This window comes from Pirellulaceae bacterium (genome assembly GCA_019636385.1).
In the GTDB taxonomy this organism is placed as follows: Bacteria; Planctomycetota; Planctomycetia; order Pirellulales; family Pirellulaceae; genus Aureliella.
The window spans coordinates 310,871-335,353 of sequence record JAHBXT010000004.1 but is presented as its reverse complement, the minus strand read 5'-3'; the positions used below and the strand labels follow the sequence as shown (position 1 = coordinate 335,353).

Below are 24,483 nucleotides of genomic sequence, written 5' to 3'. Positions count from 1 at the left end.
AACTGCTTGCTGGCGGCTGCCTTCTGGACCAGAAAGCCTACGGACATAGGTGCTGTTCTGCAGAGTTGCGAATGGCCCCGTCTTGACCTTTCGCGACGAAGTCCGATACTCGTTCGCCATGTAGCGGATCGTGAAGGTATTGTCGGTTTCACTGTCCATGTCCACCGCCTGGTGACGCTCGCTGCGCCACTTTCACCGTCTGGCGACGGTCGCTACCATCTTGTTTTGTACTCGACAACACTAACCAGTCTAATCAGGAGATAATCGCCCATGCGTCGCGCCAAGATTTCGATCATCGGAGCCGGAAATGTGGGAGCTACATGTGCCCATTGGTGTGCCGCTGAGCAACTCGGGGATATCGTGCTGCTGGATATTCCTCAAACCGAAAATATGCCCAAGGGCAAAGCGCTGGACTTGATGCAAGCTTCGCCAATTATGGGCTTTGATTCGCAAATCGTTGGTACGACGGACTATGCGGATACCAAAGATAGCGATGTGGTGGTGATCACTGCGGGTATTGCGCGCAAGCCGGGGATGAGCCGCGATGACTTGTTGGGTACCAATGCCAAGATTGTGGGATCGGTCGCCGAGCAGATCAAGCAATCATCGCCAGCCGCGATTGTCATCGTGGTGAGCAATCCCCTCGACGCCATGGTGCAGCGCGCGCTGCAAGTTAGCGGATTCCCGGCCCAGCGTGTGTTGGGGCAGGCCGGGGTCTTAGACACGGCGCGCTATCGAACATTTCTGGCTCAGGAGTTAGGGGTCAGCGTCGAGGACATTTCAGCGCTGCTGATGGGCGGACACGGTGACACAATGGTTCCCATGCCCAGTTGCACCAGTGTGGGTGGTATACCCGTCACTCAATTGATTGCTCCGGCACGTTTAGAAGAGATCGTGGATCGGACTCGCAAGGGTGGTGCCGAAATTGTGGGACTGCTGAAGACTGGCAGCGCTTACTATGCACCAGCTGCCGCCACGGCGCAGATGGTCGAGGCGATCGTGCGCGACAAGAAGCGACTGATTCCGTGTGCGGCCTACTGTGACAAGGAATACAATGTAGGCGGATACTACGTCGGTGTGCCGGTAATTCTGGGCTCTAAGGGAGTCGAAAAGATTATTGAATTACCGTTGACCCAGTCCGAGCAGGCCGCATTTGACCATAGCGTGCAAGCGGTCAAAGAATTAGTGGCCGCGATGAGCAAACTCGTGTAGCGATTGCTATCAATCGGCTTTGATGTTTTCTGGGACGCGCTTAGATGTTTTCTGGGACGCATGGGGCTGGTGGCATTTGGGCCAACCATATTTTGTGGTAGAGATGCGGTTGACGCGCCATGTGCAGGCGCATAAAAACACTCGTACTGTTTGTGCATCGTCCAAAGGGTGTACACAACGGCAAGTTTTGTTAATCTTACTGCTGAGCACTTGAAGATGGCTAGCCGTCTGCTGCTCAGTTCGTTCATACGCCAACGAGACTATCGAGCAATGCGAAACCGAATCGTTTCTTCGATCGATGGTGCTGGTTTTGATTTGGTTCATCAAGTTTCTGGAACATCCTGTGCCATTCAAAGCGATTACGTTCTGACGGAGCACCAGCTGGCGCTGTTTGGCCCAGAGCGTTATGAACCGCGCTATGAGTACCCGTTGCTGGTGTGGTTGCATAGCTGCCACAGTAGTGAGGGCGAACTGGAAGGTGTCATGCCGGCCTTGAGTTTGCAGAACTATGTGGGTTGCGCTCCGCGCGGACCGATATCCAGCGATCGTGGATCGGGCCGGTTTGTGTGGGGAAAATCGCCCACAGCCACCGGAGTGGCAGAAGAGATTGTATTTGAGAGCTTAGGCGTCGCCGCCGAGCAGTTTTCAATTAATCGTCGCCGCATATTTTTGGCCGGTTTCGGATCGGGTGGAACGATGGCCCTGCGTATTGGCCTTCGCTATGCCCATCTGTTTGCGGGCGTCGTCGCTGTTGGCTGCAAATTCCCCAATGAACAGTGTGCGCTGAGTAATTTGCCCCAGGCCAGAACGTTACCGATTCTGTGGCTGTACGGTGAGCATTCAACTCAGTGTAGTGTGAGCCACATTTGCGAATCTTTGCCGGTGTTGCACGCCGCCGGTTTGGCGTTGGACATTCGCCAATATCCGTGCGGGGACGAATTGCTCAGCAATATGCTTAGCGATACCAATCTGTGGTTGATGCAACATGTCACCAATCAGCCTATGGCTCGTTCTGATGAACAGGCTGCGACGTTCTCCAGGAATTAACCCCAGGGACCGTTTCCGCTGCCCGGTAGAGTGCCAAGCGGCCAATCTAACTTGATCCGACTGCCGGTTGTTCCTGCAGCTCGGTCGATACCATCGTGCTAAACCGCACATCCAGACCTGGAGGCGGGTGGTGTTGAACCTGGTAAGCATTCTGAGTTTTGCTTGCGGCTGCTTTGGTGGCAGACTCTGGTAGGTGCCTTGATGGATGGGCGCCCTGACTGGCTAGGCGTGCAGCCGGATTTCTTGTTTCCAGCAGCGCAGAAGGATCAGGATGTCTAAAAAGTTGCCGGTGATCGTGGTGGCCTCTGTCGCGGCCGCCGTCGTTTTCGGGCTGGTCTTCTCGGCTATCGTTAAGCCCGATTTTGACAATGAAGAACGTCTAAAACTGGCCTGTCGGTGGGTCGATGATGGGCGCTGGGATCTGGCCAATCGCCTAGTTCAAGACTTGGAAGGGGAGTTGGCGGATGTCGATAACCATGCCACTTGGCAATACGTCAAAGGTGCAGCGCTACTAGCGCGGGTCGCCGACGATTTCGATAACTATCAACACCGACGTATTCTGTTTGAAGCCACAAAGTGTTTGGAGAAAAGTCGAGAGCTGGGCTTTCCGGTTGGCTACCGCGCCAAGGGCAACTTCTGTCTAGGTGTCTGTTTGTACAATACCTACCGATGGCAAGAGGCGATTGGGCCACTGAACGAATCCTTGAAAGAGTATCCTGAAGTTCGCAGTCAAGCCCTGCAAATGATGGTGGCTGCACATCTACGGCTGCCCGTGCCTGATCTAGAGGCAGCGAACAAGGTCCTACAACAATGGCGCAGACTACCTGGCATTTCGGCGCGAGAAGTGACGAACTCCGATCTAGCCGAAGCCCAAATCGCACTCAAACGCGGTGATATGCCCGCAGTCTATCAAGCACTGGCGCAAGTCCCTGCCGGTATTCCCGAACATTATCATGCGCTGAAGTTACAAGCCTTGGCGCGGCTGCACGAGTCGATGCTGCCTAATCTAGAGCCCGAGAGCCAACGGAAACTGCTCGACGAGTCTTATGGCATCCTTCAGAAGCTCTTGAAGATCAGTGACACACCCAATGAAGTTCGCCGACAGGCCTATTACCTGATGGGGCGAGTACAGCGCAGCCAAGGGTTGTTACGAGAGTGTATAGGCACATTCAGCGCGGTTCGCCAGTTCAGCCCGTTCTCTGCTGAAGCCATTGCCGCTGGACTGGAAGAGGCCGAAGTGCTTCAGGAGCTGGATCGAGACGTCGAAATTTTGACTGCCACCCGACAACTATTGCGCGGAATTAGCGATATTCAATTGTTCAACGCGTATTGGCTATCGGTCGATGAGTTAAGAGTGCGACTGGCCGAGTTGGGAGACAAACTGCGCATCAAGGAGAAATTCGATTTGGCCATCGAACTCGCCAACCAGCTTGGTCTTGCCTTTCCAATCATCGATTCAGTGCGGCTGCAAGCCAATTCATTGGCGAACTGGGCAAGCACCGTCGAGCGCGATCGAAAAGCTAATGATCCCGAGTCACGCCAACGAATGCAGCAACTATTCGGTCAAGCCGGAGAGAAATATGAACAACTGGCGACACTGGAGCTGCGCTCGAAAGATTACCTGACCAGCGTTTGGAACGCGGCCGAGAATTATCGCAAGGCTCAACAGTTGGACTCTGCCAACCGTATGCTCAACACCTACCTGAAATTCGAGCAGCGCTCGCGACGAGCCCGAGGTTTGTTAGCGCTGGGTCGCAACCTGATTGCAGCCAGTCAATGGTCGGCTGGATTGGAGCCGTTGCAGCGATGCTTGGGCGAGTATCCGTTGAGCCCTAGCAGTTACGAGGCACGCTTCTTGGCAGCTCGAGCACTGAGCGAAATGGGCCACAGCCAACAGGCCATCGAATTACTTGAGGCGAACCTATGGGACTACGACCTCCATCCCGACAGCTCCGTGTGGCGAGACAGTTTTTTTGAGTTGGGTAATCTGCTGTATAAACGCGGGCAACGGATGCTAGAAACCCTAAACTCAGACGCCAAATCGGACTGGAGTGAACTCGAGTCGCAGCATGCAGCTACGCACCAAGAGTTAGTGTTGGCCATCAACCAATTGTCGGAAGCGGCTGGTCGATATCCGGATGATGCGCGCTACTGCCAAGTACGATATCAACTGGCTCGCAGTTATCAATTGGCAGCGCATTATCCAGAACAAGTCTTAAAATTCAGTTCGGCTGTCACTGCCGCCGCCAAACGACGTTATCGACAACAACGCACAGAGTTGCTGGAGAAGGCGGTAGGAGAGTATCAAGAGCTGCAGCGTACTATCCAGGCACAGCGTGAGGCCGCGCAACAACAGCCGTTGGACCAATCGCTGCTACGCAGCGCGTACTTTGGCGCTGCGGACGTGTTGCAGGAATTGGGACGATACGAGCTGGCTATCGAGTCGCTGAAGACTGCCGCAGGGCACTACGCCAATCAACCCGAAGCCTTAGAAGCTCTAGTGCAGATTGCGCAGTGCCAGCGAAAGCTAGGTCGAGATGACGACGCGCAGAAAACAATTCGACAGGCAGAGCTAGTTTTGCAGCGCATTCCGGCAGAATATGACGCTATTTTTGTCTCTTGCACTCGCGGTGATCGGCCGCACTGGCAGCAATTGCTAGGGTGTCTCCGCGAATGGCATTAGAGTTGCTAGCATGTCCCACCATCATGCTTGAGAATTCTCTCTCGCTCCAGTCCGGCTGTTTGTGCTAAAAGCCAGTCAAGAAGCCACCCCGTAGCTAAGCTTGCCAGAGTGTGGGTAGTCCTAGCAAAGCTGGACGCATGGATTATCTAAGCACGGACAGCTAGCCAGCAAGGAAGAGAAGGTCATGGACGGCCTGCAAACGATAACAACGACGGTCGATCGTTCTTCAACGGCATATACCCAGCGGCTATGGGAGCTGGTTCAGCAGCGTCTTACCATCGCTCAGGACCTGCTGACAGTCACGCAGGCACAAAGCCAATCGCATTCCGGGCAGGAACTATCAGCCACCCTTCGCTTATTGGCTCAAAAGGAGTCCTTGATTGATCAGCTTTTGCGGTTGGACGATCAGCTTCACATTTATCGCCAGGATGACCCACAGCACCGAGTCTGGGCGAATCCACAACTGCGACAGAGCTGCGACCAACTCTTGCAGCAGACCAATCAGCGACTAAAGGAAGTGCTGGAGCTGGACGGTCAAACGCTGCAGTGGATGAGCCAACAACGGGATGCGTTGGCCGCACAGCTCAAACATGGCCAGGATACCCGATTGGCAGAGCACGCCTACTCAACAGCAGATTTATTGGCCCATAGTACGCTAGATATTGCTGACTTGTAGCCACTCCCATCAGCCTCACACTAGAAAGTTCTCCCGATGGTCGGTTTTACCAATTCCCGCTCGCAGGCCGGTACACAGACAACGCTACGAGCCTGGATTGCTGCGCGTTGCCAAGAGCTGAGCGGCTGCTACTCACTCAGTTTCGAAAGCCAATGGCAGCCGGGATTAGAATTTGTGGCTTACAGCCCAGCTTTATTGTCCAGATTGGACGATGTCTTGCAGCAAGCCGCTCAAACGGCATCACCGGACTCCACGGTGGAAATAGCCGTGTATTTGACGCGGCGTGGATTGGAGGTCGAAGTGTCTACAGATGGACAGTCGTCGGTTCACGAATCGCTCAGCTCATTTCGCCGTGAATCGACCGGAGTCAGCAATGGTTGCTGCTTGACCACATACAAAGCTCGCTGCCCTGATGGTGGCGTTGCCTGGATTGTCGTGCAAACTCATTTCGCCCGGTTGCGCATGACCGCTTGATGATCCTGGATTAAAGTCAAAAAGGAAGAATCTATGTGGTCCACCTGGCTTAATCAGACAACGCTGCCAGCTCTGGAGCAGACTGCAAGTTTTGCACAGCGTCGCCATACCTTGCTAGCGGGCAACATCGCCAACTTGGACGTTCCCGATTATCGCACGCGAGATTTGTCGGTAGATGATTTTCAGACAGCTCTCAAAGAAAGTATCCAACCCAGCGGTTCCTCCGCAATTCATTCGCCCGGCTTGGCCTCGTCGCAGGCTGCAGTCGACAAGCTGCGCGATGTGCAGCATCAAGTTTTATATCACGATGGCAACGACATCAGTCTGGAACAGCAGATTACCGAAATCAGCAAGAACCAAATGATGCATGACACAGCCATTGCTCTAATGCGTTCTCAATTTCAAACGATACAAGCCGCGATTCGCGAGTCAGCCTCAGTCTAACTGAGAAGAATAGATCTGTGCGGCGTCGTCTTCCATGACCTAAATCACAGCCCATTGCGATAGCCAGGGGCTAACATCAGTACTTCACTTGCTGCGCTATCCAGCCCTGGTCGCGGGCGGGTCTTGCGGGTACGATAGTCACGTGACACACATAAACCGTACGCTTGCTTTCAGGAGACACAGGCAATGAGTCTTGATGCCCAAACACAGAAGATTATTGATGAGATGGTGACGGCCTACTTCATGGAGTTGGAGGCGGTGATGAACTACATTGCGCACAGCACTAACTTGGACGGCGTGCGCGCCGAAGAGATCAAGAAGAGCCTGGCGGCAGATATCACGGCTGAAGTCGGGCACGCCCAACAATTGGCCGATCGCATTAAAACCATTGGTGGGCGGATTCCTGGCAGCTTTCAATTCAAGCCTACTCAGGCGTCACTACAGCCATCGAGCGATACGACCGACGTCATCAGCGTGATCAAAGGCGTGATCGACGCTGAAGACAAAGCCTGCGAGCAATACAACAAAATTATCAGGCTGTGCGATGGCCACGACTATGTCACCCAAGATCTGTGCGTCACATTGTTGGGAGACGAAGAGCAGCACCGCCGAGAATTCCGCGGGTTTCTGATGGAGTACGAAAAGGCCTAGTCTGCTAGCCACGTTCGCCAAGAACGTGACGCAAGAGCGTCCGACCAGGTTCTGGGATACGCAGCTACTTGGCTGCGTTAGGCCGCATTGGTGATTGCCTGCTGGATAGCTTGCCCCATATCGGCCGGCGAGGCGGCGACGGTGATTCCAGCCGCTTCCAGCGCGGCGCGCTTCTCAGCCGCCGTGCCTTTGCCGCCCGAGATAATTGCGCCGGCATGGCCCATTCGCTTGCCGGGAGGCGCCGTCGCGCCAGCAATGAAGGCTGCCACGGGCTTGGTCACGTGCTGGCCGATGAACGCAGCTGCGTCCTCTTCGGCATTGCCACCAATTTCGCCAATCATCAAAATGGCTTCGGTCTGATCATCTTCTTGAAAACGGCTCAGCAGGTCAATGTACGATGTACCTACAATGGGATCACCGCCAAGCCCAATACAGGTGGACTGACCTAGTCCGAGCCGGCTAGTCTGCCAAACCGCTTCGTAGGTTAATGTGCCGGAGCGGCTGATGATACCAATCTTGCCTGGTTTGTGGATGTATCCAGGCATGATGCCGATCTTGCACTGACCAGGCGTTATCAGGCCTGGGCAATTGGGGCCAATCAAAACTGAGTCGCTGGCACGCACTCGATGATAGACCTCCACCATATCCAACACGGGAACACCTTCGGTAATCGCCGCGATGACTTTGATCCCAGCATCCAGCGCTTCCAGAATGGCGTCAGCGGCAAGCGGCGGCGGTACGAAGATCATCGTAGCGTTTGCGCCGGTTTGCTGAACCGCTTCTTCTACCGTGTCAAATACAGGCAGGCCAGCTGCGGTCTGTCCGCCTTTACCGGGAGTCACTCCGCCGACCATCTTCGTGCCGTATTCCGCGCAGCCGGTGGTGTGAAACAGCCCCGAACTACCGGTGATGCCCTGGCATATGACTCGCGTGTTCTTGTCGATCAAGATACTCATGATTTATTGTGTGCGCTATAGAGAATGAAATGATGTACGCTGGGAGAGCGGGATGGACTAAGCTGCAGAAACGGACTGAACGACCTTCTTGGCTGCGTCGGTAAGATCATCGGCAGCGATCATCGCCAAACCGCTCTCGCGCAGCATTTTTTTGCCTTCTTCAACTTCAGTGCCTTCCAAACGCACTACCAGCGGAACCTTGATGCCAATTTGTTTAGAAGCCTCGATGACCGCCTTGGCAATCGTTGTACAGCGCGCGATCCCACCAAAGATGTTTACCAGCACCGCCTTGACGTTGGCGTCGGACAGGATGATGTTAAAGGCCTCCACGACTTGTTCAGTGGTTGCTCCTCCACCGACATCTAGAAAGTTAGCAGGCTGGCCGCCGTGGTATTTGATGATATCCATCGTGGACATTGCCAGTCCTGCACCGTTGACCAGGCAGCCAATATTGCCGTCCAGTTTTACATACGACAATCCAGCATTGCCAGCTCGTACCTCAGCCGGTTCCTCTTCGCTCAGATCACGAAGTTGCTTCAAATCAGGGTGACGCATGAGAGCATTGTCATCGAAGGTTACCTTGGCATCCAGCGCGATCATGTCGCCGCCACCGGTGATGACTAGCGGATTGACCTCGACCAGCGAACAATCTAGGTCGGCGTACAACTTGCACAGTCGCTTCAAAAAATTGTCGGCTGCGCGCGAGGTTGGGCCGGTGATGCCCAGTTTCTTGCATAGCTTGCGGACCTGGAATCCATGTAGACCAATGGATGGATGGAAATGCTCGCGAAAGATTTTCTCGGGCGATTCTTCAGCCACCTTTTCGATTTCCACTCCTCCCTCGCTGCTCATCATCAACACTGGCATCGCCCGAGCGCGATCCAGCACGATACCCAGATACAACTCACGCTGGATGTCGCAACCAGCTTCGACCAGTACTTGATTGATCTTGGCACCTGAGGTTCCAGTTTGGATAGTTACCAGATGATTGCCCAGCAGGTTTTTGGCCACTTCGGCAGCTTCCTCCGCCGAACGAACCAATTGCACTCCGCGCTGGGAAGGCACCTCGGATACGGTTCCCTTGCCGCGACCACCGGCATGAACTTGTGCCTTGACTACGGCCACACGACCCCCCAGTCGACTGAACGCGGCGGCGGCCTCTTCGGGTGTTCTGGCCACATCGCTAGACAACACCGGTACCCCGGCTCGACGAAACAGCTCTTTACCTTGGAACTCATGTATTTTCATGATCAAATCCGAACGCCTGGAAGTCAACAAAAGATGTGCAGGTGACGAAGCCGGTGACAAAATGTTCACATACGGCAATCCGTCGTAGGTGGGGGATTATAAAGATGACCCGGATAGCTCAAAAGGTGTCCACCACCCCTGGGGCCATGTAGTTTTATAAGATAGTCGCCCTACGCTCCAGCCAGCGGAGTGCATTCAACACTCGTGGGCCAGCTCCTGCACGGTGAGACATCTCTTTGAGGCTCCGCCTCGTTGCCGGGCTGGTCCACGCGATTCGATGCGACATGATGCGCGGGCGCGTACTTCCTGATGGATGAGACGCGGAGCCCTAATCCTTGCAGCTCAGATCGTCAATTCCGAGGCGCTTCATCTTTTTGTAGAGCGTGGTGCGATTGATGCCCAGTTGATCTGCGGTTAGCGATCGACTGAAGGCGTTGGCGCGGAGCACTTCCAGGATGATGGCACGCTCGGGGCCTTCCAAGGCTTGGCGAAGCGATTGCCCAGCCACGAGGCCACAGTGCACACGAGTTCCCCTGTCTCCAACTGAGGCTAACACGTTATTGGGCAGTAATTCCGGTCCGATCACCGGGCGTTTTGATAACAGCACGGCGCGCTGAACGATGTTTTCCAGTTCACGAATGTTGCCGGGCCAGGCATAGTTGAGCAAGATTTCCAGAGCCTCGGCTGAAAACCCTTGAATCTCCTTGGGCAATTCCGCCAAGTTCTTCTGCAAAAAGTGCTCGATCAATACCGGGATATCGCCGGCGCGCTGTCGTAGAGCGGGCAATTCAAAGTGAATGACGTTAACGCGATAGTACAGATCCTGACGGAATTTGCCGGTTTCGACAGCAGCCGACAGGTCTTCGTTGGTAGCCAGGATGCAGCGCGTGTCGACAGAGATGGTCTTATTGCCACCGACGGGTTCGAACTCAAACTCTTGCAGGACACGCAGCAATTTGATTTGCAGCGACATCGAGGCGGTGCCGATTTCGTCTAAGAAAATCGTGCCCGTGTGAGCGTGCTCGAATTTACCGGCCTTGGACTGCGTGGCACCAGTAAACGCGCCCTCGGTGTGTCCGAACAACTCGCTCTCCAGCAGATTGTCGGGGAGCGCGCCACAAGCTACTTCGACGAAAGGCCGCGCGCGGCGACTGCTACGGCGATGGATCGAGCGAGCGATCATCGACTTGCCGGTGCCGTTTTCGCCGGTGATCAAGATTGTGGCTTTCGTGTCCGCCACACTGTCGATGATGTCGAATATTTCCAACATCCTCGGGTCGTGGCTGAGGATGTTTTCTAATCCGCTGCGGCGATCGAGCTGTTCTTTGAGCTGCCGGTTTTCGGCCACGACTCGCTTTTGATCCATGGCCCGGCGGAGAGTCGTTAGCAGCTCCTGGTCGATTATGGGCTTGGTCAGCAGGTCGAAGGCTCCGGCAGCCACCGCCTCGGCACCACTGTCGGGCCCGCCGTAGCCGGTCATCATTACCACCGGCAACTCCGGCTGGTGCTGACGCGACCATTGGAGCAAGCCAAACCCGTCCTCGCCCTCAAGGCATATGTCGGCTAGGCAGACATCAAAGGCGGCTTGGCCAGCCAGCTTGCGGGCTTGAGCCACTGTGCGAGCCGTAGTTACCCGATAACCTTGTTCGGTCAGCCACTGACTCATCGACTCCAATAGCCAGTTGTCATCATCTACCAACAACAGTCTTTCACTTGCCATGGACGACTCTCTTGCTGCCCGCTTGCCCTATGCTTCCTAGGTCCCCCAGATATCTAGTTTGCGAATCACCACCAAGCAAGCCAATGGTTGCAAATTCGCAACATTTCCACTCCAAAATGGCGACTTCTAGTTCAATGAGCCAGTTCCAGGCAGCACAGACGAAAAAGTGCGCACAAATCGGATTTTGCCAAATCTAAGGAATCTTCTATTGGGGGGGAATCGACTTCCAAGAACCTTCGATTAACCTTTTTGTGGGTGGCCGAGTAGTCATCGGTGGTGTTTTTCCAGCGGTTGACCAGTGCCCCAGACAAGCCGGAGAGTCGTAGTGAGAATTCGCGTTTTGATCTGTGACGATCACGAGGTGGTTCGCAGCGGGCTTGGTAGCCTGTTGGAGGGAGCCGACATCGAGGTTGTGGGAGCTGCCGCCAATGTGTCCCAGCTGTTGTCGCTGGCCAAGGCCAAAAAGCCGGATGTGGTCTTGTTGGATGTGCGTTTGGCTGATGAAGATGGCCTCGATGCGGTTGAGGAACTCTTAGAGGGCTCACCGGATACGGCCGTGATCGTTCTGTCGACCTACGACAACCCGACCTATGTGGCTCGGTCGATCGCGCTGGGGGCTAGAGACTACCTATTGAAGGACGCCTCCCGGGATGAGATCCTAAATGCAATCAAGCTGGCGGTTGCCAATGAGCCGCCACTGGAATCTAGTTTGCTCAAACAAGTTCAGTACACGATGCAGAAACGCAAGGATCGCGTCGACTCAAAAGAGGTTCCGCTGACCAATCGCGAGTTGCAGGTGCTGCGCCACATCGCGCTGGGGTTAAGCAACAAGGAGATCGGCACGTCGCTAGCGATCAGCGTCGAGACGGTCAAGGAGCATGTGCAGAATATCCTCCGCAAGCTGGACTCGGCCGATCGCACTGCAGCTGCCGTTTGGGCCGTCAAGAGTGGCTTAACTGGCGGCTAGAGATTTGGGAATTCTTTCGAATTGATCTCAGTCCCACCACCACTGACCAGCTGACAGACCATCGACGCTGACCGCCGAGCGAGTCTGAGCGATGGTGCCATCTTGATCGGTGCGCAGATTCTCCTGACTGAGCGCTTTGCGTGCCTGAATGGCGACTCCACCACCGATGGGGGTGATCAATGTTCCGCCGCGCATGACCGCATTGATGGCAGTGGCCGCCTGTCGTGGTGGGGGTAACAATTCGACGGCCAGCCCATCTTCGTTAGCAAACACGCCCAAATCCCAGCCGCACTGCGAGTACATCTCTTTTTGTTGAATGAACGCCGCGGCAATGGTCAAGTCGATAAGATTGCGAAGCTGAGCGTACACGGCGTGCGACTTGGCGATCTGTGGAAATTTCTTTGTAAATTCAGCCGTGTAGCCACGACTGGCTGCGTTGGCGCGACCGGTGGTCTTCCGCTCGCCAGACTTTCGTACAATTTCGCCTTCATCCACTAACTTGACGCCATTGCCAACCAATTGCAGCGACAGGCCATCGGAGCTAACCGAAACCGATTGATAGTCGGGGACGAAAAACCAGCGAGTCAGCGCGGTGGTCGATCCTGTGCCGCCAGTCAGCCGATCAACGTAGTTGGTCATGGCGACCGGAGTTGGCTCAAGTCCAATGCCGATCAGCTTCATGCGGTAGTCGGCTTCGGTCAGAACATGCGCAAAATGTGTTCCCGCCGGTACGCCCTTGATGGTGACTGTGTTCAGTCCTAGGGCCTGCTGCAAACTATTGACGATTACCGGAATTTGATTGGCAGAACCAAGTTGCCCGCCGAGTTGCTGTAATACTTGTTGCATGCGTGCTAGGCCTTCTTCGGTCGGGTCGATCGACACGCTGATCGTATTGGCCTTCTCGCCACCAGGACCGAATGCTCGCAGCGCGACGATGACATCATCCAGTTGCAGGCATGGCTGCTGTGTTTCTACGCCCACCAAGCGGCCCACAGAATCGCGGCCAAACCCTTCGGCTGGACCGGCCAGCACAATATCGCCCGAGTCAGGATAGAAAAACACATACTGCAGTCGCGTCATGCCCGCCATAGCCACCATTTCGGCTGTGGGCGACTTGCCAGAAGCAATGCGTGAAGCCACCGCCTTTTCAAGTCGATTCAGCGAGATCTTGCGGAGCTGGCTCGTGCGCGCCAGTTGCGGTGACAACGATTGCTTGGCGGCCATAAGTTGTTGGCGAGTGACCAGCGGATTGTTCTGCTTCATGCGCAGAACGCCAATTGGGTCAATTTCGACACCGGCGACACCATTGTTATTCTGATCGTCGTCGTCGCCACCCCCTCCCTGTCCATAAACGGATGGGCACCACAGCCACACGGTCATTAGCAGCGTCAATAAACTGGGCCAACGAAGCAGAATATGTCGTTCTAACATGGGTCGAATCGTCCGAGGACTGTGATGTTCGGGGATCAAACCCGAATCGAAAACATGGTGACTGGAATTACTCAGAGTAATTGCTGAACATGATAAAGGCAACTCGTCGGCGTAGGCGGAAGAGCCACAGAATCGTGGGCAGTTGCAATTGTATTCGAGCCGTATTAGAGCCCGAATTGCCGAGTTCAACAGGCAAAACTAGGGTTAGCTGACGTTAGCCGCAGTTGGCAAGCCCTCCGTCGTGCGGCAGCAATTGCCTAGGTCCAAGGTCTAATGTCTCGTGCGTTGTCGCTACGATTGGACCACTATTGTCGATTATACGGGCGGCTGCGACCGTTCGTGCCAGGCGATTTTGGTTTGGGTGGAGCAACCAACAAGCGATGATTCTCCGGTCCCAGCAAATCGCTTAACCGTTCCCTTAATTCGGGGGATATGCGGACCCGATGTTTGCGAGCGGCCATTTGGACCGCTTCGCCACTAGCCAGAGTCACCATCAGCGATATTTCCAAATTCCCCGGGTAGCCGCGAAGTATCTCATTTAGGGCTCGCACGGTCGCCTCAGAATGGACCTGCTCGTGTAAATGAATTCTCAGCCCCGCCGAAAAATGCTGGTCAGCATCCTCGATGGGAATGATTTCGTTGGCCAGCAAATTGACGTCACTGCCGCCGCGTTTATCCAACGTGGCGCGCATGATAACGATGGATTCGGGTTGAATCAAATGACCGTATTCTTGGTAACCGTCGGGCCAGCAGATGCAGCGGACAATGCCATCCCAATCTTCCAAATCGAAGTTGGCATACCGCGAAGGAGCCCCCGGCTTCGGGTTGCGAGTGTTGGCCAACTTGATTGACGAGATCATACCGCCCACCAAAACCTCCGAGCGATCCTTGACGGTGCCTAGCTGCGAGCTGGTATGAGAGCACAGTTGGCTCAGTTGCCCTTGATATTCGTCTAGTGGGTGCGCCGACAGGTACATCCCTAAGACCTCGCGTTCCATGGCCAATTTCGTTCGTTCTGGCAGGGGAGGTAGGCTTGGTAGCGGTTGCGATTGGGGGGCGTTGGCAGCCTCATCATCGAGTTCATCAAAAAAGCTCATCTGGCCACTGCGTCGATCTGCCAGCTTGGCAGCGCCGGCCTGCAAGGCTTTTTCTACCACCGCCAGCAATTGACCGCGCTCGGCCCCTGTAGAATCGAACGCACCTGCCTTGATCAAAGTTTCAATTGTGGCTCGATTGCATTCGGTCGGATCGACGCGCTCGCAGAAATCAAAAATGCTCTGGAAAGGGCCGGCCTGCTGGCGGGCTTTCACAATTGAATCGCCAGCCGCTCCGCCACAGCCTTTGATCGCAGCTAAGCCGAACACGATTTGGCTGTCGTGAACTGTAAAGTCAACATGCGAACGATTGACGTCTGGCGGCACCACATGGATGTTCATTCGCCGGCAATCTTCCAGGTGTTCGACTAACGAGTCCTTGTGCTTGAAATTGCGGCCGGGGATGTCGCCCGACAGCAGCGCCGCCATGAATTCCACAGGATAGTGAGCTTTCAGGAAGGCGGTTTGGTAGGCGATCAGTGCGTAGGCCGTGGAGTGGCTCTTGTTGAAACCATAGCCGGCGAACTTGAGTATCATGCCCCACATTTCGCGGGCTTGAGACTGTTTCAAGCCTTTCTCGGTAGCTCCGCGAAGAAACTGCTCTTCGTTGGCCGCGATGATGGATTCTTTCTTTTTGCTGATGGCTTTGATGCACGTATAGGCATTGGCCAACTCGATGCCCCCCAGTCGATTCAGGATTCGCATGACCTGCTCCTGATAGACCATCACACCGTTGGTTTCCTGGAGTATCTCTTTGAGCACCGGATGCAGGTACTCGGCCTGCTTGCGACCGTGTTTGACGGCTACATAGTCATCGACCATACCGCCTTCCAGTGGGCCTGGGCGGTAGAGCGCATTGGTGGCGATGATGTCGCTGAAGTGGTCAGGCTTCATCCGCTGCAGCAGATCGCGAATACCGCCGCTTTCCAACTGGAATACGCCCTTGGTCTCGCCGCGCTGCAGCAAGGCGAACGACTTCTGGTCATCCAGCGGTAGATTCAACAAGTCAACTTCGTGGCCGGTGGTCTGTTGAATGATTTCCAGCGATTTGGTCAGAATGGTCAGGTTGCGCAGACCCAAGAAATCCATCTTCAGCAAGCCGGCAGCTTCCACATCACTCATCGACCATTGCGTGATGATATCCGTCTTACCCGACACGCGGCCCAATGGCACGTATTCGGTCAAGGGTTTATCGCCAATGACCACGGCGGCTGCGTGAGTACCAACGTTGCGGGCATTGCCCTCGAGCTGCATGGCGATGTCCAGCAGCTCACGAACTTCGTGGTCGCTCTGGTAGAGAGCCTGCAGTTCGCTATCTTTTTTGTCGAGTGCCTTGCTGATGGTGATTTTCAATTCTTCCGGCACCAGCTCAGTAATCTGATTAACGCGTGCCAGTGGAATTCCCAGTGCCCGACCAACGTCTTTGATAGCGGCCTTGGCCGCCATTGTTCCAAAAGTACCGATCTGAGCTACGTTTTCTTCACCGTACTTGTCACGCACGTATTGAATGATGTCCGCGCGGCGATCCTTGCAAAAGTCGATGTCGATATCGGGTGCTTCCAAGCGATTCTCGTCCAAAAACCGCTCAAACAGCAGGTCGTACTTGATGGGACATACGTGACTCAGGTAGAGCGCGTAACAGACCAGCGCTCCCACGCCGCTGCCACGGGCTGTGGCCGGAACCTTCTGCTGCCGAGCATAGCGGACAAAATCCCACACGATCAAAAAGTAATTGGCAAAGCCTAACTTCTGAATCACCAACAACTCACGGTCTAAACGCTCGCGCACCGTCTGGCTCAACTGGCCGTCGACGCACATATCGGGGAGATTGCGATAGCGCTCTCGTAACCCTGCCTCGCAAATCTCGCGCAGATAATCGTCAGGCTTTTTCTCCACGGGCAGCGGATAGGTCGGGAAGTGTCGTTTGCCAAGCTGTAGGTCGATATCGACCGTGTCGGCGATCTCTTGGCTGCGTGCCACGATATCTTCACGGCCCGGGAAGCAGGCGTACATCTCCTCGGCACTGCGCAGATAGAATTCGTTGCCTTCCATTTTTAGCCGCGCCGAGTCGGTGCGGAATTTGCCCGTGTTGATGCACAACAGTACATCCTGAATCTCTGCATCTTCGCGATTGGCGTAATGCGCATCGCTGGTGGCAACCACCGGCAGGCCCAGTTCGTCGGCAATGCTCAATGCGCCTTCCATCTGTAGCCGCTGGATTTCAAGGTGGTTGTTCATGACTTCGACGTAATAACGATTGCCGAAAACCTGGTGAAACCACTTGGCAACCTCGCTGGCTTGTCGCCGCCCCTGCGCCGTGTTGCCATTGTTCAAGATGGCTCGCGAAAATTCACTCGACACACAGCCGCTCAGGCAGATAATGCCTTCATTCAAATCCGCCAGCAGTTCGCGATCGATTCGTGGTTTGAAATAGAAGCCTTCCAGCGAAGCCTTGGAGGCTAATTTGATAAGGTTCTGAAAGCCGACGCGATTTTGGGCTAACAGTGTCAAGTGAAAGGCGGCTTCTTTGGACGATGTCGCATTACCGCGCGACCAGCGCGATTCAGGGGCCACGTACGCCTCGTAACCGATGATTGGATTGATGTCGGCCTTCTTGGCCTTCTGATAAAACTCCAGCGCCCCGTGCAAATTGCCATGGTCCGTCAATGCCAAGGCATTCATGCCATTGGCTTTGGCCTTGGCAATCAGCTTGTCGATCGAACTGGCGCCATCCAACAGGCTGTAGTGGCTATGGCAATGCAGATGAACAAATCGACGACTCATCAACCACCGTTCCAAATGAAATACCCGAACTGAACCTCGGACGTTCGGCGGCCCAAGGTACTTCATCCAGCACCCAGGCGCAGACCCTAAGTCGCCTAGCATATCACACTCGAGTGCAGCCGATAGAGTGGCTACGACTGGCTGGTTTGCGGATCTTCGATAGTTCGAATCCAAGTTGAAATATCACCTTGGATCGACAGCAACTTTTCCCAAGCGGACTGGTCAATGATCACTTTCTGCTCTTTCTCGTCTACGAAACTATTTTCCAGAATCTGCCGCATAGCTGCATGAATGTGATCCAGCAATTCGCGCAGCTCGGCTGCCTGGCCAGGTCTCATGCCGTGTGGAAGATTGGGCGTACAAATCTTCAGATCTTCGGGATCTTGGTAAGTTGCCTCAACTGCCAATTCAGATTGCGGATCCACAGATTCGGCAGGTACTGCATCTTTGCGCACCAACAACACTGTACGCCCTACCGAAATCGTATCACCGCTGCGCAAGATTTTCAGATTGCATACCTGGCCGTTGACACGAGTTCCGTTGGTGCTGTCCAAATCGGTCACTACCACGCGACCGTCGTCTTCTTGAATTTTGATATGAAAACGGCTGACGCGTTCATCATTCAATTGAACTAAATTCCCCTCCTCGCGACCAATGGTGATGGGTGGTACCAGGTTGTGGAACACACGCCCTCGATCTGCGCCTTGCAGCACGCGCAAGGAAAGAGTCTGAGACATGATGCAGGTGACGATTCCAAGAGGCCAGTGGCGAACGAACAGCAGTATCCGCCTGGACGCTCTATTCTGAAACATCCACGCCCCGGAAGCAACTATGAAACCCACACAATTTCGCAAACGACTCGGGAAATTGCTGTGGAAGCCACCAAGGGTCGCGAGTCGCCTCAGGGCGAATCAGCCTTTTGCGCGGGGCGACACAACTGGTCGCACGACAACTGCATACATGATTGCCGAGCTACCGGCCATCGCGCAGACGATCGCCCAGCGAATTGTCCAGTTCTGGAGTCTGATAAATCCTGTCGATGGTGGCCTCCACGTCGTAATCCACGCGACGAAAATGCACGGTGTTGTCCTCCAAAATGGCGTAACAACTGCGCCAGTCGCCATCGCGCGGTTGGCCGACGGAGCCCACATTGATCATCGCCTTGTCCTGCCCGAGTTCGTAGCGATAGCCGATCTCCTCCGGGCGCCGAAAGTTAAGATCATCGGTAAAGACACCGGCAACGTGAGTGTGCCCCTGAAAGCAAACTCGCTGGATCATGGAGAATAATTTTTCAATTTTGCGACTGTTGTAAACATCTTCGGGAAACACGTATTCGTTGAGGGGATTGCGCACCGATCCATGCACAAACAGCAGCGAGCCCTCACGACGTGTACGCGGCAGGTTGGCTAGAAAATCCAAACGCTGAATACATTTTTCAGGCGTGTCGGCCGATTCCAATTGCCGTCGAGTCCACAGAATGGCCTGTTCAGCGGTGCTGCTAAAGCCTTCGGGATCAAACAGCGCCGCCAGATCATGATTTCCTAAGATGGTTGCATCAAATGCGCGAACCAAGTCCACGCAGGCAGCAGGCTGTGGACCATAGCCGACGATGTCACCTAAACACAAAATCTGCGTGCAACCCTGGGCCCGAGCATCAGCCAGCACAGCTTGAAGGGCTTCCAAATTGCCATGGATGTCACTGACGATGGCGCGTCGCACCGATGCAATCCTCCGGCGTATACCTAGTGGCCAACCGACTTACCGGCCGGTTCTCAAACGATCGCCTAACATGTTGTCTAGATCGGGAATACCATAAATCTTGGTGGCAGTAGTCTCAAAATCATAGGGCACACGATAAAATTCGATCATCTTGCGACTGTTGTCATAGATGGTATAGCAGGCGCGATTGTCTTCATCGCGAGGCTGACCAACCGAGCCGACATTGATCATCAGCTTTTCATCGCCCACTGGGTATCGATAGTCACAGTCTTCTGGCGTGATAAACTCTAGCTTTGTCGTGAATACGCCTGGCATGTGCGTGTGTCCCTGAAAGCACACACCCTGGACGCGCTCAAACAACAGCCGGATGCGATTTTCGTCGTAAATGGTTTCTGGAAACACGTATTCATCGGTGGGGTCACGCGGCGACCCATGCACATACATCACATTGCCACTGCGATGAAACTTAGGCAACTCGCTCAAAAAATCCCAGCGGCCGTTGATAACCGAAGCTAAGCCAGGTCCACGGTCCAATTCGTCGCGCGTCCAGTACACGGCGCGGAGAGCCACCGGATTAAAGCTGTCGGGGTCAAACAGTGCTGCTTGGTCGTGATTGCCCAGAATTGTCAGCGAGCTTTTGTGCATCACGATGTCCAGACACTGGCAGGGATTGGGACCATAGCCCACAATATCCCCCAGACAGGCAATGCTATCGACGTTACGATGCGCCATGTCAGCCATGACCGCTGACAGAGCCTCCAGGTTTCCATGAATGTCGCTAATCAGGGCTTGTCGCAAGAGGGACTCCACAGACAGTTTTAGTTAACTGGCATCGCAGTATAGTTGGAGGCATTGTAAATGGCTGGCGAAACTGCCGGAACCCTGTTTGACGCCAGAATTGAACCACAAGCGTGATGTCCTCGCCATTGGGTTCGGGCCTAGGTATACAGACATTCTGCCCCGCCTTAAATATTACCGGTCAAAATGTTGAATCTAGCCATCGAATGTTCCGGTCAACACGGCAGCGTTGCAATCGCTGAAGACCATCAAGTTCTGGAATTCCAGGACTTGCCGGTACATATCAGCAGTATTCAAAGTCTAGCATCTACGATTGGTCACATGGTGGAGGCAATCGGCAGGCGTCCCGCCTTAATCAGCGTTACTTCGGGGCCAGGTTCATTCACGGGGCTCCGCGTGGGACTGGCCACCGCCAAAATGTTGGCTATGGCGTGGCGCATACCAGTTGCTCCAGTGGATACCTTGGAAGTGTTAGCTAATCAAATCCAACATCGGTTGGACAGTACTGCACAGGCAATCATTGTGCCGGTGATAAATGCCTTTCGAAAGCAAGTGTTTACCGCAGCTTGGAATACTGGAGCGTTTGGAGCGATTGTAAGGCTCGCGCCAGCTCAAGTTGTAGACGCAGAACGCTGGGTGGTGGAGCCTTTGGCCAGTCAAGCTTTTGAAAATGGGGCTGCTGAGCGCAGGGGCCTGCAAACGGATCAAATCGTCGTTGCCGGTCCTGGTCTGCACAGTTATGTTCCTCATACGCGGCCAGAGCAGGGCAGAGGGCGAGTGGTGGTACTCGACCCGCTCGCCCCCAGCGCGCGCTGGGTAGCTCAGGTTGGCTGGCAAATGTTTCAGGCTGGCCTGCATGTCAGCCCGGCAGAGGTAACCGCTTGCTATGTGCGGGCTAGCGCAGCCGAAGAGAAGGTTCGATAATTGGGTTTGGCCAAAAGTTCAAAGCCCAGCTCAGAGGGGTTCAGCCGCTGGACCGCATCCCACGTTGGCTGAGTCCATGCGACCCACAGCCTGGCCGTCGGGAACGGCTTACGCAGCAATTTCAGTTCAGCGGCCGCGCTGTCAATTGCCAATCGCCAGTCAATCACTGTTGACAAGCGACTATCGTCCCACAATACCCAGGCTGGCTGTTGGTGGGGAACTTCCTTCAAGGAGTGTTCCAGTTTCAACGAACTGAAATAGCATTCGACACGCCCGGCATCAGCCATGCTCAATCGCCACGCTTGAGCTGCTTGAGCCGTACCCGCAACGATCAGGCCACTGGTCTGCGTGTGGGGTTCGTTGGCAATTTCCGTAGCTCTACGTTTTTGGCCCGACAGCAGTTCCGATCGTGAAAACTCGCTTGGAAACGGACCGAACATCCAGGGGTAATTGCCGTCGAGCCAACTGGTCCAAGCATCCCACCAGCGAAACCACGGCAAGCAAAGGTGCCCCAGCTCCGACAAATGCCGGGCACCGGTTCTCCGCGAACCCAACCACCAATCCGACATCGCCAGCGCTACTGGCACTTCGGGAAATACGGCCAGCAGCTCCTCCAGCACTTGTCGCGGGTAGTGCCAACGATTCTCGCAGGCCACGATTATCCGGTCGCAGGGTTGTTCTGATAACGTCGCCAACAATTCCTTGCTTGATGATGCGCCCAAAGAAATTAGCTTAGTGTGGGGAACCAATGGCGAATGATAATTCGCTATACGGCCAGTCAGCCACCCAAACGCACCATCGCTCGGTCCCACCCAAGCGACTCGTCTGCACCGCCGAGCAATCGCATCGGCTGCAATTATCGAACTACTAAACGAACCGGGCATAGAAGTTTTCGAAGGTGGCGTTGATCCGGTAAGCTAGCTTGCAGGAACACAAAAGGTGGTGCTTCGCGTTATTGTGCGCGTCATTTCGACTTTCTGGCAAGTTCAGTATTCTGCATCAAAAGTCTACAATTCAGCAGCGGGTGTTCACGAATGGCCAGAGCTGACTTCAAGGCGTATTGTTGGCTCAGGCTTTCGTCGAGCGGTACATACTTGACCGAACTTGCCTCAAGGCTTGCCCACTTTTCGTTTTCCAATACGCGTTCAATTTGCACGCGCATATTGTCACTCTCACCAGCAAAGAATCCGATGTCGTCAGCGCACAGCAAGAAAACACCAGGCTGCTCTAGCACCCCTAACGAATTGGTACCAAGTTTCGTCTCCTCCAGTGACCGTCTGTGTGATATCCAGTTACTGAATTTTTGGACGGCAGACTCTCTCGCAGCATGTGATCGCTTGCGGATGGAGAGTGCTGCAAGTCGATACTCTAGCGATGAAACATCGACATCTGTTGGACCAAACTCACGCGCAAGTCGATCAAATTCTTCGGCAAACTCTGGAGAGCAGAGAATGTCATCAAGCGTCTTTTGATAGTCGATCGCCAACAACCGCCAGGCCACTTCGCTCGCAAAGCTGTACAGGCTGAGTTTGTCTGCTGCAAGTTGATTTGGGCGATTGGTCGCCGGCGGTAACTTGCCGGCTTTTCGCAAGGTCAGTAAGTAGCGATTCCACAGATAGGCGTTTCCTCCAATGCCTTTCTTTAAGCACTTGCCAATGAAATCTCTGTTCAGTTCCTTGTGACAGATTAAGTAATCTGCAGGATATCCCAAGCTGCGATAGGCTTCGCAGACCGCTTTTTCGGTGTCTTCACCAAACGGCTTCTTTCTCTGCTTGCCCTGGGCGGTGCTTGGAGAACTTTCAATTGGGTCTACGGGGCCGTCTACCGCATCCCCGAGAGCAGTGTTATCCAGACGCTGCTTAATGTATTTGACGTAATCTTCGGACAGCTCGAATCCCATCCAGCGGCGTCCGAGCTTTTTGGCAACACAAAGTGTGGTCCCACTTCCTCCGAATGGATCGAGCACCAGATCCTGAGGTCGGCTTGATGCCATAATAATTCTGGCCAACAGTTGCTCCGGCATTTGACAACCGTGAAAGCCCTCGCGTTCCTTAAACGTGCCCGCAACACGCGCGAAATACCAAGTATCATGCTGGGGGCTAAAGGAGTCTGGGGCATCCTGTGGGCGAGTAATCCAGGTGTTGTCCGGGAGGCGTCCGTTCGGGTTGGCGCGGTTGTCGGCATAAACGAGCTGTCGGGCTGACTTAACTCGAATCTGGGGGTTCGGGCGATTAAAAGTGAACCGCGAAGGGTCTTTCACAAAGTGAAACAAGTGGGTGTGCGAGCGGCTAAATCCGTTAACACAATTGACCCCAAATGTGTAATACCAAATCACCCAGCTTCGACAGTAGAACCCAGCTTTCTGAGCTTCTATTTTCAATTCTGCCGCGTACTCATCACCAATCGCCAACCAGAATGTGCCAGTGGGCTTTAAAGCTCGATAGACGCCTTGGATCCATTGCTTACACCATTTGATAAAATCACTGGAGACTCGACGGTCGTCGTAGACATCGTACTCGTATCCAATATTGAAAGGAGGATCGGCAAAAACTAGGTCTACTGTACCGGCTTTGACCTGTTTGAGTAACGCAATGCAGTCTCCCTGATGGATTTCATTTTGCTTAAGGCTCACGTCGCATCCTTTGAGTAAAAGTGCCTGCATTTTAAGACGTAAGTGATTCATTGTCGATGGATTTCGGACACATCGAGTCAGCGAAAGCGCAATGACAGGGCTAAGCTTCTTGCAGTGTCAAAATCAGGCCGCGCAGTGCTCATCACTGAGTCCATAGTTACTCCTGAGCATCGAGCGCTGATTCGTAACGAACCACAGTGTCGTAGACGCTGCGGGCGGAGTCGCTGGTACGCAGTTCAGCTAAGAAGCCAGGGCTAGCCAGTAGTCGCGAAAGTTTGGCTAAGATCTGCAGGTGGACGCGATCATCGGTGGAACAGACTAAAAAAAACACATCGGTCAAATGTCCGCTGGTATTGCCGAACGGCAACGCCTGTGAAGAAATTCCCAGTGCCAATAAGGGCTCGGCGAGAATACTGGTTTGAGGCCGGCGGGGGTGCAGCAGGGCGACGCCGTTGTCCAGCGCAGTGGGATGTAAGTTTTCTCGTGCTAACACCGCTTGAACCATGCGCGACGCGTCCCATAGCAACCCAGTGCGTTCGGCCAAGGCACACATGCGCCGCACGACAGAGCCGCTGGTTCGAGCTGCTAATGGAATTTCAATGGCATCCTGTCGTAGCAAGCTGGCCAATTCGCCCGCGTCGCTGCAGCGCGCGGTCCAGCGATCAACGACTTGCTGGACCTTATTCAGTTCGTCCGCGCCGCTGGCGCTGATCTGCTGCTCTAACCATGCGTTGACCTCTGCTTCCGAAAATCGCCACTGTCCAGCGACTCGACGACCTGGCAACTGTCCGCGATCGACCATCTTGCTGACTTGGTCCGGAGTCAGATGCAAAAACGCAGCGAGTTGTTGAACGTCCAGATCTGTCGAGGACATGGCAATTATGAATTCGCTCTCCCCAAATCGGCGGCGTGGTGATTTGAAATGGAGCTGAAGGACACTTTTGATAGCCATTGGCGCCGCGATGACGCCAAACGTATTTTCCCAACGACATCCAGGCCAACCTAAAAATCTTGTGATATTCG

General features: G+C 54.4%; 20 protein-coding genes. 9 read left to right on the top strand and 11 right to left on the bottom strand.

The window, feature by feature from the left end:
- Positions 1–270: 270 nt before the first annotated feature.
- The 7 genes from mdh to KF752_15790 all read left to right on the top strand — a co-directional run bounded on the left by mdh (position 271) and on the right by KF752_15790 (position 7,187).
- On the top strand, positions 271–1,212 hold the full coding sequence (gene mdh / locus KF752_15820) for a malate dehydrogenase (GenBank protein MBX3423023.1): 942 nt from the start codon (positions 271–273) through the stop codon (positions 1,210–1,212).
- A gap of 216 nt (positions 1,213–1,428) precedes the next feature.
- Positions 1,429–2,259 (top strand): hypothetical protein, encoded by an 831-nt coding sequence (locus KF752_15815; protein MBX3423022.1) that lies wholly within the window; start codon positions 1,429–1,431, stop codon positions 2,257–2,259.
- A gap of 271 nt (positions 2,260–2,530) precedes the next feature.
- Entirely contained in the window at positions 2,531–4,942 is a 2,412-nt protein-coding gene (locus KF752_15810) for a hypothetical protein (protein ID MBX3423021.1), read from the top strand.
- A gap of 184 nt (positions 4,943–5,126) precedes the next feature.
- Entirely contained in the window at positions 5,127–5,618 is a 492-nt protein-coding gene (locus tag KF752_15805) for a hypothetical protein (protein MBX3423020.1), read from the top strand.
- A 36-nt stretch (positions 5,619–5,654) separates the two neighbouring features.
- The gene (locus KF752_15800) at positions 5,655–6,092 is read left to right on the top strand and encodes a hypothetical protein (protein MBX3423019.1); all 438 of its coding nucleotides are present in this window, start codon (positions 5,655–5,657) and stop codon (positions 6,090–6,092) included.
- Positions 6,093–6,125: 33 nt separating this feature from the next.
- A complete protein-coding gene (locus KF752_15795; protein MBX3423018.1) occupies positions 6,126–6,536 on the top strand; it encodes a flagellar basal body rod protein FlgB in 411 nt (136 codons plus the stop codon).
- Between the two features lie 186 nt (positions 6,537–6,722).
- Complete coding sequence (locus KF752_15790; GenBank protein MBX3423017.1) at positions 6,723–7,187, top strand: hypothetical protein; 465 nt, start codon at positions 6,723–6,725, stop codon at positions 7,185–7,187.
- A 77-nt stretch (positions 7,188–7,264) separates the two neighbouring features.
- Here KF752_15790 and sucD read toward each other — a convergent pair whose 3' ends face one another.
- From sucD to KF752_15775, 3 genes are all read right to left on the bottom strand, one after another.
- Positions 7,265–8,143, bottom strand: coding sequence for a succinate--CoA ligase subunit alpha (sucD, locus tag KF752_15785; GenBank protein ID MBX3423016.1), 879 nt, complete (start codon positions 8,141–8,143; stop codon positions 7,265–7,267).
- Between the two features lie 57 nt (positions 8,144–8,200).
- Complete coding sequence (sucC, locus tag KF752_15780) at positions 8,201–9,391, bottom strand: ADP-forming succinate--CoA ligase subunit beta (protein ID MBX3423015.1); 1,191 nt, start codon at positions 9,389–9,391, stop codon at positions 8,201–8,203.
- A gap of 328 nt (positions 9,392–9,719) precedes the next feature.
- Positions 9,720–11,111, bottom strand: a complete 1,392-nt coding sequence (locus tag KF752_15775; GenBank protein ID MBX3423014.1) for a sigma-54-dependent Fis family transcriptional regulator — start codon at positions 11,109–11,111, stop codon at positions 9,720–9,722.
- 325 nt (positions 11,112–11,436) lie between these two features.
- Between KF752_15775 and KF752_15770 the strand changes: the two genes are divergently transcribed.
- On the top strand, positions 11,437–12,078 hold the full coding sequence (locus KF752_15770) for a response regulator transcription factor (GenBank protein MBX3423013.1): 642 nt from the start codon (positions 11,437–11,439) through the stop codon (positions 12,076–12,078).
- Positions 12,079–12,105: 27 nt separating this feature from the next.
- Here the strand turns inward: KF752_15770 and KF752_15765 are convergent, their stop codons facing one another.
- The 5 genes from KF752_15765 to KF752_15745 form a co-directional block, all read right to left on the bottom strand.
- Positions 12,106–13,509: a DUF1598 domain-containing protein gene (locus tag KF752_15765; protein MBX3423012.1), complete on the bottom strand. Its 1,404-nt coding sequence runs from the start codon at positions 13,507–13,509 to the stop codon at positions 12,106–12,108.
- Positions 13,510–13,814: 305 nt separating this feature from the next.
- Positions 13,815–17,387, bottom strand: coding sequence for a DNA polymerase III subunit alpha (dnaE, locus tag KF752_15760; protein ID MBX3423011.1), 3,573 nt, complete (start codon positions 17,385–17,387; stop codon positions 13,815–13,817).
- Positions 17,388–17,518: 131 nt separating this feature from the next.
- Entirely contained in the window at positions 17,519–18,124 is a 606-nt protein-coding gene (locus KF752_15755) for an FHA domain-containing protein (protein MBX3423010.1), read from the bottom strand.
- A gap of 235 nt (positions 18,125–18,359) precedes the next feature.
- On the bottom strand, positions 18,360–19,106 hold the full coding sequence (locus tag KF752_15750; GenBank protein ID MBX3423009.1) for a metallophosphoesterase family protein: 747 nt from the start codon (positions 19,104–19,106) through the stop codon (positions 18,360–18,362).
- Positions 19,107–19,145: 39 nt separating this feature from the next.
- Positions 19,146–19,904 carry a metallophosphoesterase family protein gene (locus KF752_15745; GenBank protein MBX3423008.1) on the bottom strand — a complete coding sequence of 253 codons (759 nt, stop codon included), beginning with the start codon at positions 19,902–19,904 and terminating at the stop codon, positions 19,146–19,148.
- A 186-nt stretch (positions 19,905–20,090) separates the two neighbouring features.
- Between KF752_15745 and tsaB the strand changes: the two genes are divergently transcribed.
- Positions 20,091–20,828, top strand: a complete 738-nt coding sequence (gene tsaB, locus KF752_15740; GenBank protein ID MBX3423007.1) for a tRNA (adenosine(37)-N6)-threonylcarbamoyltransferase complex dimerization subunit type 1 TsaB — start codon at positions 20,091–20,093, stop codon at positions 20,826–20,828.
- Here tsaB and KF752_15735 read toward each other — a convergent pair.
- The 3 genes from KF752_15735 to KF752_15725 all read right to left on the bottom strand — a co-directional run bounded on the left by KF752_15735 (position 20,789) and on the right by KF752_15725 (position 24,334).
- Positions 20,789–21,550 (bottom strand): hypothetical protein, encoded by a 762-nt coding sequence (locus tag KF752_15735; GenBank protein MBX3423006.1) that lies wholly within the window; start codon positions 21,548–21,550, stop codon positions 20,789–20,791. The genes tsaB and KF752_15735 overlap by 40 nt on opposite strands.
- A gap of 242 nt (positions 21,551–21,792) precedes the next feature.
- Entirely contained in the window at positions 21,793–23,460 is a 1,668-nt protein-coding gene (locus tag KF752_15730; protein ID MBX3423005.1) for a site-specific DNA-methyltransferase, read from the bottom strand.
- 157 nt (positions 23,461–23,617) lie between these two features.
- Positions 23,618–24,334 (bottom strand): PTS sugar transporter subunit IIA, encoded by a 717-nt coding sequence (locus tag KF752_15725; GenBank protein ID MBX3423004.1) that lies wholly within the window; start codon positions 24,332–24,334, stop codon positions 23,618–23,620.
- Positions 24,335–24,483: the final 149 nt, after the last annotated feature.

Coding starts and splice junctions, on each gene's coding strand:
- KF752_15790 (MBX3423017.1), top strand. CDS start 6,723: ATGAGTCTTGATGCCCAAACACAGAAGATTATTGATGAGATGGTGACG.
- KF752_15805 (MBX3423020.1), top strand. CDS start 5,127: ATGGACGGCCTGCAAACGATAACAACGACGGTCGATCGTTCTTCAACG.
- KF752_15765 (MBX3423012.1), bottom strand. CDS start 13,509: ATGTTAGAACGACATATTCTGCTTCGTTGGCCCAGTTTATTGACGCTG.
- mdh (MBX3423023.1), top strand. CDS start 271: ATGCGTCGCGCCAAGATTTCGATCATCGGAGCCGGAAATGTGGGAGCT.
- KF752_15815 (MBX3423022.1), top strand. CDS start 1,429: ATGGCTAGCCGTCTGCTGCTCAGTTCGTTCATACGCCAACGAGACTAT.
- dnaE (MBX3423011.1), bottom strand. CDS start 17,387: ATGAGTCGTCGATTTGTTCATCTGCATTGCCATAGCCACTACAGCCTG.
- KF752_15725 (MBX3423004.1), bottom strand. CDS start 24,334: ATGTCCTCGACAGATCTGGACGTTCAACAACTCGCTGCGTTTTTGCAT.
- KF752_15775 (MBX3423014.1), bottom strand. CDS start 11,111: ATGGCAAGTGAAAGACTGTTGTTGGTAGATGATGACAACTGGCTATTG.
- KF752_15755 (MBX3423010.1), bottom strand. CDS start 18,124: ATGTCTCAGACTCTTTCCTTGCGCGTGCTGCAAGGCGCAGATCGAGGG.
- KF752_15800 (MBX3423019.1), top strand. CDS start 5,655: ATGGTCGGTTTTACCAATTCCCGCTCGCAGGCCGGTACACAGACAACG.
- sucC (MBX3423015.1), bottom strand. CDS start 9,391: ATGAAAATACATGAGTTCCAAGGTAAAGAGCTGTTTCGTCGAGCCGGG.
- tsaB (MBX3423007.1), top strand. CDS start 20,091: ATGTTGAATCTAGCCATCGAATGTTCCGGTCAACACGGCAGCGTTGCA.
- sucD (MBX3423016.1), bottom strand. CDS start 8,143: ATGAGTATCTTGATCGACAAGAACACGCGAGTCATATGCCAGGGCATC.
- KF752_15810 (MBX3423021.1), top strand. CDS start 2,531: ATGTCTAAAAAGTTGCCGGTGATCGTGGTGGCCTCTGTCGCGGCCGCC.
- KF752_15795 (MBX3423018.1), top strand. CDS start 6,126: ATGTGGTCCACCTGGCTTAATCAGACAACGCTGCCAGCTCTGGAGCAG.